We start from the raw sequence: 12,592 nt of genomic DNA, 5'->3' as shown, positions 1-12,592 counted from the left end.
ACTGATGTGGCTGTTTGCGCTTCCCGCGCTCCTCATCAACGTTTGCATCATCCTCATTCCGGCTCTGCTCACGCTCGCGGCGGCGTTCTTCTTCTGGGACGGCGTCGGCACGCCGGTGTGGGCAGGCCTCGCCAACTTCCAGGGCCTGTTCGAGGATCCCGTATTCTGGACCGCGCTGACCAATAACTTCATCTGGACGGCCATCTTCCTGATCGTCCCGATGTGCCTCGCCCTGGTCATGGCTGCGGCGCTGATGATGGCCCCCAAGTCGCGTATCGTGGTCCAATCGATCATTTTCCTGCCGCGAATTCTCGCTGCCGCGATCACGGGACGCATCTTCCAGGGCATGATCTTCAGCCCCACGACCGGGCTGCTCGGCTGGCTCAACGGTCTCGGATTCTCGATCTCGGACCCGCTCGCCGACCCGGACCGGTCGCTCTATGCCGTCGCCGCGGTCGACATCTGGCATTGGTGGGGATTTCTCGCGGTGGTGTTCTTCGCGGCCATGCGGCAGATCAGCGTCGACCAGATCGAGGCGGCCCGTCTCGACGGCGCCGGTTTCTTCGCCCTGCTGCGCTATGTCCTGCTGCCGGGAATCCAGCCGACGCTGCTGCTGATGATGATCCTCACCGTGATCTGGTCATTCCAGGTCTTCGAGTTCATCTACATCGTGACCCAGGGCGGCCCGGCCTATGGCAGCGAGGTGCTCGCGACGCTGGCCTATCGCAACGCCTTCTTCAACGGCGATGTCGGCAAGGCGACGGCGGCGGCGTGCGTGATGAGCCTGTTCGGCCTGTGCGCGACGGCGGTGTATCTGTGGCTGCAAACGCGCGATGGCGCCAAGGCCGCGTGATGGAAAGCCGCCTGAACCGGACACTCTGCCTGATCCTGATCGGAGTGGCGTCATTCGCCTCGCTGCTGCCGATCGCGCTCACGGTGATGAATGCGCTGAAGACCACGGTCGAGATCAGCACCAATCCGCTGGCGCCGCCCGTCCAGATGCATTGGGAGAACTTCTCGGCCGCCTGGAAGAATGCCGCGCTCGGCCCGAGCCTGCTGCACAGCATCGAGGTGGCGGGCCTCACCGTCATCCTCGTGTGCCTCACGGCCGCGCCATGCGCCTACGTGCTTGCCCGCCAGAAGGGGCGCGGCTGGCGCTTCGTGACCTTCTACCTGATGGCGACGATCACCGTTCCGGTACAGCTCTATCTCTATCCCCTGTATTTCATCTTCGCCAAGCTCGGTCTCGTCAATTCGATCCCGGCCGTGGCGCTGATCTACACGGCGATGTTCTCGCCGTTCGCGATCTTCCTGCTGCGCACCTATGTTCTCTCGATCCCCTATGCGCTGGAGGAAGCCTCGGAGGTCGATGGGGCGACCGCCTGGCAGAAATTCTATTACGTCATCCTGCCGATGATGCGGCCGGGACTTCTGACGGTCGCCATCATCGTCGGTCTCAATGCCTGGAACGAGTTCGTCATCGCGGTCACGTTCCTGCAGAACAACGACAACGTCACAGCCATCGTGAAATTCTATAGCCTGACCGGGCAATATTCCACGGATTGGGGCGAGATGCTGGCGGCAGCTGTGATCATCGTCCTGCCGGTCGTCGTTGTCTTCGTGTTGCTGCAACGGCGCTTCATCGACGGCATGACGGCCGGCGCCGTCAAGGCATAGTCCCTCTCGCGCGCCCTGCACTTCCCGGAAACCCTTTGCGGCTCGTACACCGAGCCGCAAAGACAGTGAGTTACGACGCACCGCGCAACTGCCGCATCGTCAGTGACCGACGGGAACGTTACCGCCGAGCTTCACCGTCCGCAGCATCATCGCGAGCGGGACGGCCGAAAGCGAGATCAGCATCAACACCCAGAAGGCGTCCGAATAAGCGAGATAGGACGCCTGTGCCTGGACTTGCTGGCCGATCCACTGGATCGCCTGCTCGCGCGCCTGCCCCAGCGAGCTGCCATGGCTGGCGAAGAAGCTCGTGATCTGCTGCAGCGTGTCCTGGTATTGCGGGCTGGACGGAAGCACCTGCTCGACGAGCCGGCTCTGGTGAAACTGCTCGCGATGGGTCAGGATGTTGGACACCACCGAGACACCGATCGAGCCGCCGGTATTGCGCGCCGCATTGATCAACGCCGATGCCTGGTCGGTTTTGGAAGGATCGATGCCGTCATAGGACGCAGCCATGATCGGAACGAAGATGAACGGCAGTCCGACGCCGAGGATCATGCGCGAGCGTGCCATGAACCAGAAGCCGAGATCGGCATAGACGTTCGTCATCGTATACATGGAAACCGCGCAAGCCACTGCGCCGAACGCGATCAGATATTTGGGCTGCACCTTCGCTGCCGCGCGGCCGACCACGAACATCATCATCATGGTGACAACGCCGCCGGGCGAGAGCACCAGACCGGCCCAGGTGGCGGTATAGCCGAAATCCTGCTGCACCAATTGGGGCAGGAACTGCGTCGTCGCGAGCAGGATCGCGCCGGTCGCGAGCATGACCAGGAAGCAGGCGCCGAACTGGCGCGTCGCCACCATGCGCAGATCGATCATCGGATTGCGGCGGCTCAGCTCCCACGGAATCATCAATGCGAATGCCAGAACGCAGATGACCGTGAACGTTACGATGAAGGACGAACCGAACCAGTCGTCTTCCAGGCCGCGATCCAGCACGACCTCGAGGGCACCGAGGAAGGTCGCGACCAGCACGAACCCGACCACGTCGAATCCGTAGCCTTGCTGCTGACGTGCCTGCGCGTGCACAGCGGGAGGGTCCCGCAGGACCAGGGCGATCAGCGCCGTCGCGATGATGCCGACCGGCACGTTGATCAGGAAGCACGCCTGCCAGGAGACGTTGTCCGATAGCCAGCCGCCGAGGGTCGGCCCGACCACCGGGGCCACCACGACCGCAACGCCGAACACGGCAAAGGCCTGGCCACGCTTTGCCGGAGGAAATGCATCGGCGAGGATCGACTGTGCCACCGGCACCATGCCGCCACCGCCGAAGCCCTGGAGCATGCGGCACAGCAGCAGCGCATTCAGGTTGGGAGCGAGACCACACAGCAGCGAACTCAGAGTGAAAGCGCCGAGACAGATCAGAAAGAATCTCTTGCGGCCGAGCATCCGGGCGAGGAAGCTGGAGGCGGTCAGGATGATGGCATTGGAAACGAGGTAGGTGGTGACGACCCAGGACGCTTCGTCCTCGCTCACCCCCATGCCGCCGGCGATGTAGGGCAGCGCAACGTTGGCGATGGTGGTGTCGAGCACCTCCATGAAGCTGGCGAGCGCGACGAGGATGGCGATCAGCCAAGGATTGACTGCGGTGCCGCTCGCGGTCGCGGGAGGAGCAGCCTGAACTGCCGCGGCACTCATAGCTCGCTCCTCAGGCGTTCATAAAGGGACGGCCGCTGGTCGATCCGCGCGGTGGGAACGACCGATATGCCGGGTCCGAGCGCGACGTCCGTCGGGGCGTCGTCCATGACGATCTTGACCGGGACGCGCTGCACGATCTTGACGTAATTGCCTGTCGCGTTCTGCGCCGGCAGCAGCGAGAAAGCGGTGCCTGAGCCCGGCTGCACGCTCTCGACGTGACCGCGGATCTTGCGCTCCGGATAGGCGTCGATCGCAAGCGTCACGGGATCTCCCGGCCGCATGTGGTCGAGTTGCGTTTCCTTGAAGTTCGCGGTCACCCAGACCTGATCCGGCACGAACATCGCGAGGCTGTTGCCCGGCTGGGCGAACTGGCCGGCCGCGGCGCTCAGGCCGACGACACGCCCCGCCTGAGCCGCCGTGATCGTCGTGTAGGACAGATTCAGCTGTGCCTGGTCGCGCTGGGCATCGGCCTGCGCGAGGCTGGCAACGGCACTTCTGCGCTGCGCGGTCAGCGACTCGACCTGCCGCTGCGCGAGTTTCAAGGTCGCCTGCGCGCTCTGGAGCGTAGCCTGCTGCTGATGCAGTTGTGAGGTGTACTGCTCGGAGTTCTGGACGGTGCCGTAACCCGTCTGTTCCAGATGCTGGTAGCGGGCCGCCTGCTGCTGTGCGAACACCAGCGCCGCCTGCGCCTGGTCCACCTGCGCCTGATTGGCGCTGATCTGAGCCTGCTGCACGTCGAGTTGCGCATCGATGTTCTCGATGCTGGCTCTCGCCGCCGCGACTTGCGCTTCCGCCTGTTCGAGCGCGGTGCGGTAGTCGCGGTCGTCGATGCGGGCAATCACGTCGCCGGCCTTGACGTGCTGGTTGTCGGTAACCGGGACGGCGGTAACATAACCGGAAATCTTCGGCGCGATCGAAAACTGCCGTGCCGCGACGAAGGCATCGTCGGTCGTCTCGAAATGTCTCGAATAGTCCATGTAGAGGTATCCGCCGCCGATCGCCGAGGCGAGCATGACAGCGCCGATGACCGAGACGATCGGGCGGCGGCGGAGGAAGCCGGGCCTGCGCGCCTTGTCATCCGCCTGCACCTGGATCGGCTCCCCTTCGGGACGCGAGGCAGGCGCCTTGGCGGTCGGGTTTGTGGGCTGAGGATTGCGAGGCTGGGTGACCTCCTCGCGGGTTTCGATGGTGGGCTCGTGCGGGGCCGCGACCGGTGCTTCGCTTTCGGCGCCGTCGGGCGCGCGATCGTCCCGTTGCAAAACATTGTCTTCGAACATGATTGCCGCTCCTGATCTCAGGTGGTTGCCACTGCGACGCTCGAATAAAGAAACGGAACCGTTCCGTTTCGGGGTGGACATAATGCCGCGGGCCGCTCCAGTCAATAAGAACGGAACTGTTCCGTTCTATTTACAATCATCACAGATGCGTGTAGATTGAGGGACTTACGGATCTCGAACCGGGCTTTATCGCGATGAAACCCAGCACTTTGAAGAAGTTGCCAGCGGCGAAGCCGAAGCGCGCCACGGTCCGCTTCGGCCGCCCGCCCAAGCAGCTCGCCGGCGAGGTCGACACCCGCATCCTCGCCGCCGCACGGAAGATATTTCTGGAGCGCGGCTTCGAAGGCGCGAGCATCGACGAGGTGGCCGAGGTTGCCCGCTCCGGCAAGGCGACGATCTATGCCCGCTTCCGCGACAAGCGCGCGCTGTTCACCGAAGTGGTGACGCGGGACATCCTCTCACGCATCTCCGAGTTCGACGCGAAGACGCTGACCGGCGGGACGATCGAGGAACGCCTGACCAGCGCTGCGAGCACCCTGATCCACTGGGGTCTCGACCGGGAGCGGATCGCGCTGATGCGGCTCGCGATCGCGGAAGCGCGCCGCTTTCCCGAGCTGGCCAGCACGGTCAGCCGCAGGGCGCGCGATCTCAGCACGGACCTCGGAATCCGCCTGCTGAGCGAGGTGACACAATCCGGCGAACTCCGGTCATTGCCGGCCTTTGCGCCGGAGCGCCTGGCGACGACGGCCCGCTTGTTCCTCGATCTCGTCGCCGTGCCCATGCTGCTGCGGGCGCTGTTCGAGATGGACCTCGATGTGCTGGATGCGGAGATCGACCAGCACGTGGCGCGGAGCGTTACGTTCTTCCTCGCCGCCTGCCGGGTGCCGTGAGGCGAACTCGGCATTCATGAGCGCACGCGACCGTGCGGCTGATGCGCCCGCCCCTGTCACAAGCCGCTCCGCGAGGATTATTGCGGCGCTCTACACGCTAGCGAACGGCTCACTGCGCTCGCGTCACCTCGGCCGCTTTTCCCTGTGTTTCGCCGTCGCGGGTTCGTCGACTTTTCCCTGCGCGGAGATCGACACGCCGTAGTCCTGCAATGCGCGCTCCGCGCTGATGTAGCCCATCTCGACGTCGCGTGCGACGGCACTGACAGGCCGCTCGAAGGGATCGCCCGCCCCACCCCCGCCCGCGGTCAGGAACGTGATCTGCGTGCCCTGCCGGATCGGCATCTGGGTCACCTTGGTGATGGAAGCCGGAGCCGATTCCGGCTGGTGAACGACCACCGATCCGACTTCAGCAGCCTTGCCGCCGAACAATCCCCAGGGCGCGCACGTCGTACGCTCCCACGCGACGGTGAGATTGGCAGGATCGAGCGCCGTGCAGCGCCTGACGGTGCCGAGCCCGCCGCGCGCGCGACCGGCGCCGCCGGAGTCCGGTCGCAGCGAAAGCTCATCGATCCTGATCGGATAAAGCGCCTCGACGATCTCGACGGGAATGTCCTTGCAGTCCCCGTGCGACATGGTCTTGAACGGACCGCTGCCGTCGCCATGCCTTGACGCACCCCAGCCGCCGTGAGCGGTGTCGTTGTAATTCCACAGCCTGCCGTCCGCGCGCAATCCCGTGAATTGAATGGAATTCTGCGCCGCGTGGTGAGCGGCCGCGACGTTCTCCGGAACCACCTCGCCGAACGCCTTGATCAATCCATCGATCACGGTGGCCATGATGACATTGAACCGCGCCATCGGCGCGCCTGCGCGCGCGCTGAGGATCTTGCCGGGCGGCAGGATCACTTTCAACGGCCGGAAGCAGCCTTCATCCGAGTGCAGGTCCGGGATCAGCGCATATTTATAGGCGACCTTGGCCGCCGTGATGCCGCCACCCACCATGCCCGCATTGTAGGGGCCCTTCACCTGCCCGACGATGTCCGAAAAATCGATCGTGACCTCATCGTTCTTGACGATGACCTTGAAGTTGAACGGCAGCCGACGGTCCATTTCAATGCCGTCATTGTCGAGCCAGCAGGACGCTTCATAGACGCCGTCGGGGATCTGTTCGATGCGCTTGCGCGCGAGCTGCTCGGAACGCACCCACCGTTCGTCGATCGTTCCCTTGATGGTTTCCCAGCCGTAGCGCGACATCATCTCCTTGAGGCGCTGCTCGCCGAGCCGGCAGGCCGCGAGCTGAGCCTGGAGATCACCGATCGTGATCTCGGGAATGCGGCTGTTCCTGGCGATCAGGCGCAGGATCTGCTCGTCGTCCTGTCCGGCATTGCAGAACTTCAGTGCGGGAAACTGCACGCCCTCCTGGAAGATCTCGGTGCTGCTGCTCGTCATCATCGAGCCGAAGACACAGCCGCCGATGTCGGTCCAGTGCGCCCGCACGGTGATGAACGCGATCAGCCCTTCGCCCTCGTCGCCGAAAACCGGCATGTACATCGTCACGTTGTTCAGATGCTGACCGCTGGCCTCCGGATCGTTGGTGACGAAGGCATCGCCCGGACGTATCGTCTCGATCGGGTGGGCTTCGAGCACGGATTTCAGCGGCGCGCCGATGTCCGCCAGGAAGATCGGCAGCCCTCCGGTCCCCTGACAGATCAGTTGCCCGTCCGCGGCCACGATGCCGACGGCAAAATCCTTGTACTCGTAGATCATCAGGCTGTAAGAGGTGCGCGTGAGATTGGTCTCGAGCTCGCTCGCGATGGCGCGCAGTAGGAAGTCGATCACCTCGAACGTGATGGGATCCGTGCGCATCTTGGTCGGCTTGTTCATGATGCCGCTGCTCCTGCCGTTTCCTTGCCGAACTCCCGAGCCGCCTGCCGGGGCGTGACCTGGATGATGATGTTGCCGTATCCGTCGACTTCGACCTTGTCCTGCGGCCACACGACCGTGGTCGAGCCGGTCTCGACGATGATCGCCGGGCCGGAAAGCGCCTGACCGCTCGACAGCGTCTCGCGCTGGTAGACCGGGCAGTCCACCCATCCGGTTTCGTCGAAATAGGTCTTTGTCGTCGCGACGGGTTTGCCCGGGGCGGTTGCCTTGGGCCTGAAGCTTTCGAGCCGCGGCTTGTCGACGATCCCGTCGAGCATGACGCGCAGCGTCACCAATTGCAGCTTGCCGCGCGGATCGGCATGTCCATATCTCTGCGCGTACATCTGGAGGAATGTCTCGCGCAATTGCTGCTTGTCCGCGGCGGTCTTGAACGAGGCCGGCGCGGGCGTACGCACCGTATGTTCCTGGCCGACGTAGCGGACGTCGATGAAACGGGACAGTTGCAGCTTGTCCAGGCGCGGTGCGGTTTCGCGCAGGCGCTGTTTGGCCGCCTCCTCCATGTCGCCGAACTGCGCTTCGATCTCGGCGATGTCGGCGGTCTCCAGATCGGCAATGAAGGTCTGCGCATTGTCGAAGCGGATATCGGCCAGCAGCATGCCCCACGCGGAGAAGTGCCCGGGCAATGGCGGCACCAGAACGGTCGGGATCGACAGTTCGCGCGCGATCGCCGCCGCGTGCAGCGGACCCGCGCCGCCGCTGACGATCAGCACGAAATCCCTGGGATCGTGACCGCGCTCGATGCTGATCCGACGCACCGCGGCCGACATCGTGACCACCGCGAGGCGGATGATGCCGCTCGCGATCTGAACCTCGGGCAAACCGAGTGGCGTCGCGATCCTGTCGCGGATCGCACGTGTCGATGCCGCCGCATCCAGGCTCATCTCGCCGCCCAACAGGCCCGACGGCGCGAACCGTCCGAGCGCCGCGTTGGCATCGGTGATGGTGGGCTCGAGCCCGCCTCGCCCATAACACACCGGGCCCGGCTCGGCACCGGCGCTGCGCGGGCCAACCTTCAGCGACCCTGCCTCGTCGAGATAGGCGATGCTGCCGCCGCCGGCGCCGACCTCGACGATGTCGACCACGGGAACCTGAACCGGATAACCCTGCTCGTAGCCGCCCACATAGTAGATGTCGGCGATCTCGATGCGCCCCTTGTTGATCAAGGTGCATTTGGCCGTGGTGCCGCCCATGTCGAAGGAGATGGCGTTCTGATAACCGAGCTTGTTCGACAGCGCCGCCGCTGCGACCGCACCCGCGACCGGACCCGATTCCAAGAGGTACACGGGATGCTGGGCGGCGAGTTCGCTGGTCATGACCCCGCCGTTCGATTCCATCAGCAGCAGCCTTCCGGACAGGCTGCGCTCCGTCAGGCGCGACTGCAGCGCCTCCAGGTAGCGTTCCATCCGCGGACCGACATAGGCATTCACCACGGCGGTCGAGGTGCGCTCGTGCTCGCGCCATTCACGTGACAGGGCGTTTGAAAGGGACACAAACCGCGATGTCTTGCCACGCAGATATTCGCCGATCTGCAACTCGTGCGCGGGATTGCGGTAGGCGTGCAGCAGGCAGACGGCGATGGCCTCGACACCGGCATCGCTCAGCGCATGCAGGATCTCATCGAGCTCCTCGGTGCGGACCGGTGCGATCTCGTTGCCCTGCCCGTCCATGCGCGCGCTGACCTCGAAGCGCAGGTTGCGCGGCACCAGCGGCGACAGCCGCTTATAGAACAGGTTGAAGGAATCCGGCCGGTTGCCGCGGCCGAGCTCGAGGATGTCGCGAAAGCCCTTGGTCGTGATCAGGGCCGTCTTCGCGCCGGTGCGCTCGAGGGCCGTGTTGATCGCCGTCGTGGTGCCGTGCTTCACGTAGGCGGTCGCGGCGAGATCGACCGACACCTGTTCGAACGATTCGAAGATGGCGGCCGGGATGTCGCGGGGCGTGGTCAGCACCTTGGCGGTCCGCACTTCGTCGGCCCGCGCGTCGTAGACGACGAGATCCGTGAACGTGCCGCCGACGTCGACGCCGACCGAAACGGACTGGTTGTCGGCATCCGACGGATCGCCTCTCAACGGCATGGATCATTCCTTTATCTGGTCAGCAGGAATTGCTCTCCAACGACGGCTCTGCCGCTGGAGCTCAAGAGATTGTCTCGCGACCGACGTCGCGATCAGAAACGGTCGTCTGCGATCTCGTTGCGTAGCGTCCCGATGCCTTCGATCGTGACTTCGGCGACATCGCCCGGCTTCATGAAGACCTGCGGGTCACGGGCAAATCCGACTCCGCCCATCGTACCGCTCGCGATCAGGTCGCCCGGGCGCAGCGGCATCCATTCCGTGACGTATTCGATGACCTGCGCCACCGAATGGATCATGTCGCTGGTATTGGCCTTCTGCATCACCTGGCCGTTCAGGCGCATCTCGATCAGGAGATTTTCCGGGTGCTTGATCTCGTCGGCGGTCACGAGCCAGGGTCCGGTCGCACCGGTTCGCTCGAAGTTCTTGCCCGGATTGATCTGCCGGCTGTGACGCTGGTAGTCGCGCAGGCACGCCTCGTTGAGGCACGAATAGCCGAAGACATAGTCGAGCGCCTTGTCGGCCTTGACGTAGCGGCCGGTGTCCTTTCCGATCACGACGAGAAGCTCGGCTTCGTAGTCGAGCTGGTGCGAAACCTTCGGACGGAAGATCGGCTGATTGTGCGCCGTCAGGGATTCCGGCCAGCGCGCGAAGATCATCGGGCGCTCGAACCCCTTGTCCGTGCGGCTGAGCTGCTTGTTCGCCTCGTTGATGTGGTCGTGATAGTTCAGGCCGACGCAGATGATGTGAGCCGGATTCGGCACCACCGGAAGCAGCTTCAACTTGTCGTACTCGAAATCGCCCTTTTCGGCGGTGACGATCGGCGCCGCGAGCCGCACGCCGTCCTTGGCGATGAAATCGACGATGGTGGGGTGCGTGCCGCCCAGCCTGGTGCTGAGGTCCACGACCTTGTCACCCTTGACGGCTCCGTAATGGGAGGCGCCGCCGCGTTCAAACGATACCAGTCTCATTTTGGCTTCCTTTGCTGATTCACCAAGCTGACGACGTCATTCAGACTTGATCCCGGCCTTTTCGATCACGTCGCGATATTTCGCGACTTCCGCCGTCATGAAATCACGGAGCTCCTCCGGCGTGCTCGGCGCCGGCTCGAAGCCCTGGGCCTGGAACGATTTCTTCAAGTCCGGCGATTCCAGCGCCTTCATGATGGAGCCGTTGATGAACTTGACCAGTTCCGGCGGCGTATCGGCCGGCGCCAGAATTGCGCTCCAGTTGGTGACGTTCAGGCCCTTCTGAATGGTTTCGTCGAGGGTCGGGACATCAGGTAGTTCCGAGAACCGCGTGGCGGTCGTGACGGCGAGCGCCTTCAGGCTGCCTGCCTTCACCGTCGGCAGCGCGCTGACATCGCCCATGCTGAACTCGACGAAATTCCCGAGCAGCGCCGTCATCGCCGGAGCCGAGCCGCGGAAGGGAACGTGCTTGATGTCGATCTTGCCCGCGGCCTTCATCATCTCGGCCGCAAGATGCGGGCCCGCACCGACACCGGAGGTGCTGTAGTTCAGCTGACCGGGCTTGCTCTTCGCAAGCGCGACGAAATCGGCGATGGAATTGACGCCGAGCGTCGGATTGACCAGCCAGATGAACGGCGACGTCGCCAATCGCGAGACCGGCGCGAAACTCTTCACGGCGTCATATTTGATGTTGCTGTAGAGACTGGGCGAGATCGTGTGCGACGTCCCGGCGAGATACAGCGTATACCCATCAGGCGCGGAGCCCGCGACATAGGCCGCGCCGATCGTGGTGCCCGCCCCCGGCTTGTCCTCGACGACAACCTGCTGTTTCCAGATGCGGCTCAGTTCTTCGGCGAGCGTTCGCGCCTGGGCTCCGGCCGATCCGCCGGGCGCATAGGGCACGATGATCCGCACCACACGCGTCGGATAATCCGCCGCGAGCGCGCCCGAAACGACTCCGCCGGCCGTCACCGCCGCCAGCACCATACCGCCAAGCCTGAGAAGCATCCTCTGTCGCAACTTCGCTATCCTCCCTCGTCCGCTTTTTTCACGACGCGGACGTTGGACACTGCAATAGCTGGCCGTTTCGATACCGTCCAATATGTGTTAAGGCTCATCACGATACCTTTTGGGTATGTCGGAGCAATCTCATGGACCTGACGCGGTTGCGTTATTTCGTTGCTGTGGCCGAGGAGGCCAATATCGGGCGGGCCGCGCGGCGGCTGAATATCTCGCAGCCTCCGCTGACGCGGCAGATCCACCAGCTCGAAGCCGAGATCGGCGCGACGCTGTTCCAGCGAACGCGCAGGGGCGTTCAGATGACCGATGCCGGTCAGGTGCTGTTCGAGGAAGCGCGCAACCTGCTTGTCCTCGCGGCCCGCGCCCGCGAACGCACCAAGCGGGCCGGGCTCGGGCAATCCGGACGCCTCGACATCGGCCTGTTCGGATCGAACATCCTGGCCGTGCCGGAATTGCTGCGCATGTTTCGCATGCAATATCCGGACATCGAGGTCATCGTCCACGCGATGAACAAGGAAGAGCAGTTGCAGGCCTTGTACGATCGCCGCGTCACCGTCGGGTTCAACCTGCTGGGCCTGAAGCTTGCGGGCATCGCCAACGAGAAGGTAAGGAGCGAACCGCTGATGGTCGCCCTCAACGCGGCCGATCCGCTATGCGCCCAATCATCGGTGGCGCTGAAGCAGATCGCCGATCGCCCGATGGTGATCTTCGCCAGTGGACCCAGGCCCAATCTGATGGACATGGTCTTCGGGCTTTGCCTCGATAGCGGGTTTCAACCCGAAATCGCACAGGAAGTCGACGACTCCGTAACCGCGGTGGCGCTCGTGGCCGCAGGCTTCGGCGTCTCGCTGGTGCCGGCCACCGTCGCACAGCTCACATTGCCCGGCGTCGTCTTCCGGGGGCTCGCGGAATCGCCACCGGTCACCGTCGACTTCAATTGCATCTATCGTCGCGACGACGCCTCGCCGATCCTGCAGGCGTTCCTCGAAACCATCCGGTCGATGCGGCCCGAAGCCCGCAAGCGCGTGAAGCAGAAGCGGTCGGGCTGA

Annotated in this window: 10 protein-coding genes; 4 read left to right on the top strand and 6 right to left on the bottom strand. The window is 64.0% G+C overall.

From position 1 onward, the window contains the following. Positions 1-4: 4 nt before the first annotated feature. Both QM712_RS13210 and QM712_RS13205 read left to right on the top strand, forming a co-directional pair. Positions 5-853 (top strand): carbohydrate ABC transporter permease, encoded by an 849-nt coding sequence (locus QM712_RS13210; protein ID WP_415023544.1) that lies wholly within the window; start codon positions 5-7, stop codon positions 851-853. Continuing rightward, positions 853-1,677 (top strand): carbohydrate ABC transporter permease, encoded by an 825-nt coding sequence (locus QM712_RS13205; RefSeq protein WP_415023543.1) that lies wholly within the window; start codon positions 853-855, stop codon positions 1,675-1,677. The genes QM712_RS13210 and QM712_RS13205 overlap by 1 nt, the downstream gene beginning before the upstream one ends. Positions 1,678-1,776: 99 nt before the next feature. Here QM712_RS13205 and QM712_RS13200 read toward each other — a convergent pair whose 3' ends face one another. Together QM712_RS13200 and QM712_RS13195 are read right to left on the bottom strand one after the other, a co-directional pair. After that, on the bottom strand, positions 1,777-3,378 hold the full coding sequence (locus QM712_RS13200; protein WP_415023542.1) for a DHA2 family efflux MFS transporter permease subunit: 1,602 nt from the start codon (positions 3,376-3,378) through the stop codon (positions 1,777-1,779). Further along, positions 3,375-4,655: an HlyD family secretion protein gene (locus QM712_RS13195; RefSeq protein ID WP_415023541.1), complete on the bottom strand. Its 1,281-nt coding sequence runs from the start codon at positions 4,653-4,655 to the stop codon at positions 3,375-3,377. Before QM712_RS13195 ends, QM712_RS13200 begins: the two co-directional genes overlap by 4 nt. Positions 4,656-4,849: 194 nt before the next feature. Between QM712_RS13195 and QM712_RS13190 the strand changes: the two genes are divergently transcribed. Then, on the top strand, positions 4,850-5,545 hold the full coding sequence (locus QM712_RS13190; RefSeq protein ID WP_415023540.1) for a TetR/AcrR family transcriptional regulator: 696 nt from the start codon (positions 4,850-4,852) through the stop codon (positions 5,543-5,545). A gap of 123 nt (positions 5,546-5,668) precedes the next feature. Here the strand turns inward: QM712_RS13190 and QM712_RS13185 are convergent, their stop codons facing one another. The 4 genes from QM712_RS13185 to QM712_RS13170 form a co-directional block, all read right to left on the bottom strand. Beyond that, a complete protein-coding gene (locus QM712_RS13185) occupies positions 5,669-7,426 on the bottom strand; it encodes a hydantoinase B/oxoprolinase family protein (protein ID WP_415023539.1) in 1,758 nt (585 codons plus the stop codon). After that, positions 7,423-9,558: a hydantoinase/oxoprolinase family protein gene (locus QM712_RS13180; protein WP_415023538.1), complete on the bottom strand. Its 2,136-nt coding sequence runs from the start codon at positions 9,556-9,558 to the stop codon at positions 7,423-7,425. Before QM712_RS13180 ends, QM712_RS13185 begins: the two co-directional genes overlap by 4 nt. A 92-nt stretch (positions 9,559-9,650) precedes the next feature. Beyond that, the gene (locus tag QM712_RS13175; protein WP_415023537.1) at positions 9,651-10,526 is read right to left on the bottom strand and encodes a fumarylacetoacetate hydrolase family protein; all 876 of its coding nucleotides are present in this window, start codon (positions 10,524-10,526) and stop codon (positions 9,651-9,653) included. Between the two features lie 36 nt (positions 10,527-10,562). Then, on the bottom strand, positions 10,563-11,531 hold the full coding sequence (locus QM712_RS13170) for a Bug family tripartite tricarboxylate transporter substrate binding protein (protein ID WP_415023536.1): 969 nt from the start codon (positions 11,529-11,531) through the stop codon (positions 10,563-10,565). 143 nt (positions 11,532-11,674) lie between these two features. Here QM712_RS13170 and QM712_RS13165 point away from each other — a divergent pair, with 143 nt between their 5' ends. Then, on the top strand, positions 11,675-12,592 hold the full coding sequence (locus QM712_RS13165) for a LysR family transcriptional regulator (protein ID WP_415023535.1): 918 nt from the start codon (positions 11,675-11,677) through the stop codon (positions 12,590-12,592).

It is taken from the genome of Bradyrhizobium sp. (assembly GCF_047605465.1).
Taxonomy (GTDB): Bacteria; Pseudomonadota; Alphaproteobacteria; order Rhizobiales; family Xanthobacteraceae; genus Bradyrhizobium.
The sequence above is the reverse complement of the archived record's forward strand: the minus strand, read 5'-3'. Positions and strand labels throughout refer to the sequence as shown.

What these genes read in the sequence shown, in the direction of transcription:
- QM712_RS13210 (WP_415023544.1), top strand. Translation starts at nt 5, where the DNA reads ATGTGGCTGTTTGCGCTTCCCGCGCTCCTCATCAACGTTTGCATCATC.
- QM712_RS13205 (WP_415023543.1), top strand. Translation starts at nt 853, where the DNA reads ATGGAAAGCCGCCTGAACCGGACACTCTGCCTGATCCTGATCGGAGTG.
- QM712_RS13200 (WP_415023542.1), bottom strand. Translation starts at nt 3,378, where the DNA reads ATGAGTGCCGCGGCAGTTCAGGCTGCTCCTCCCGCGACCGCGAGCGGC.
- QM712_RS13195 (WP_415023541.1), bottom strand. Translation starts at nt 4,655, where the DNA reads ATGTTCGAAGACAATGTTTTGCAACGGGACGATCGCGCGCCCGACGGC.
- QM712_RS13190 (WP_415023540.1), top strand. Translation starts at nt 4,850, where the DNA reads ATGAAACCCAGCACTTTGAAGAAGTTGCCAGCGGCGAAGCCGAAGCGC.
- QM712_RS13185 (WP_415023539.1), bottom strand. Translation starts at nt 7,426, where the DNA reads ATGAACAAGCCGACCAAGATGCGCACGGATCCCATCACGTTCGAGGTG.
- QM712_RS13180 (WP_415023538.1), bottom strand. Translation starts at nt 9,558, where the DNA reads ATGCCGTTGAGAGGCGATCCGTCGGATGCCGACAACCAGTCCGTTTCG.
- QM712_RS13175 (WP_415023537.1), bottom strand. Translation starts at nt 10,526, where the DNA reads ATGAGACTGGTATCGTTTGAACGCGGCGGCGCCTCCCATTACGGAGCC.
- QM712_RS13170 (WP_415023536.1), bottom strand. Translation starts at nt 11,531, where the DNA reads ATGCTTCTCAGGCTTGGCGGTATGGTGCTGGCGGCGGTGACGGCCGGC.
- QM712_RS13165 (WP_415023535.1), top strand. Translation starts at nt 11,675, where the DNA reads ATGGACCTGACGCGGTTGCGTTATTTCGTTGCTGTGGCCGAGGAGGCC.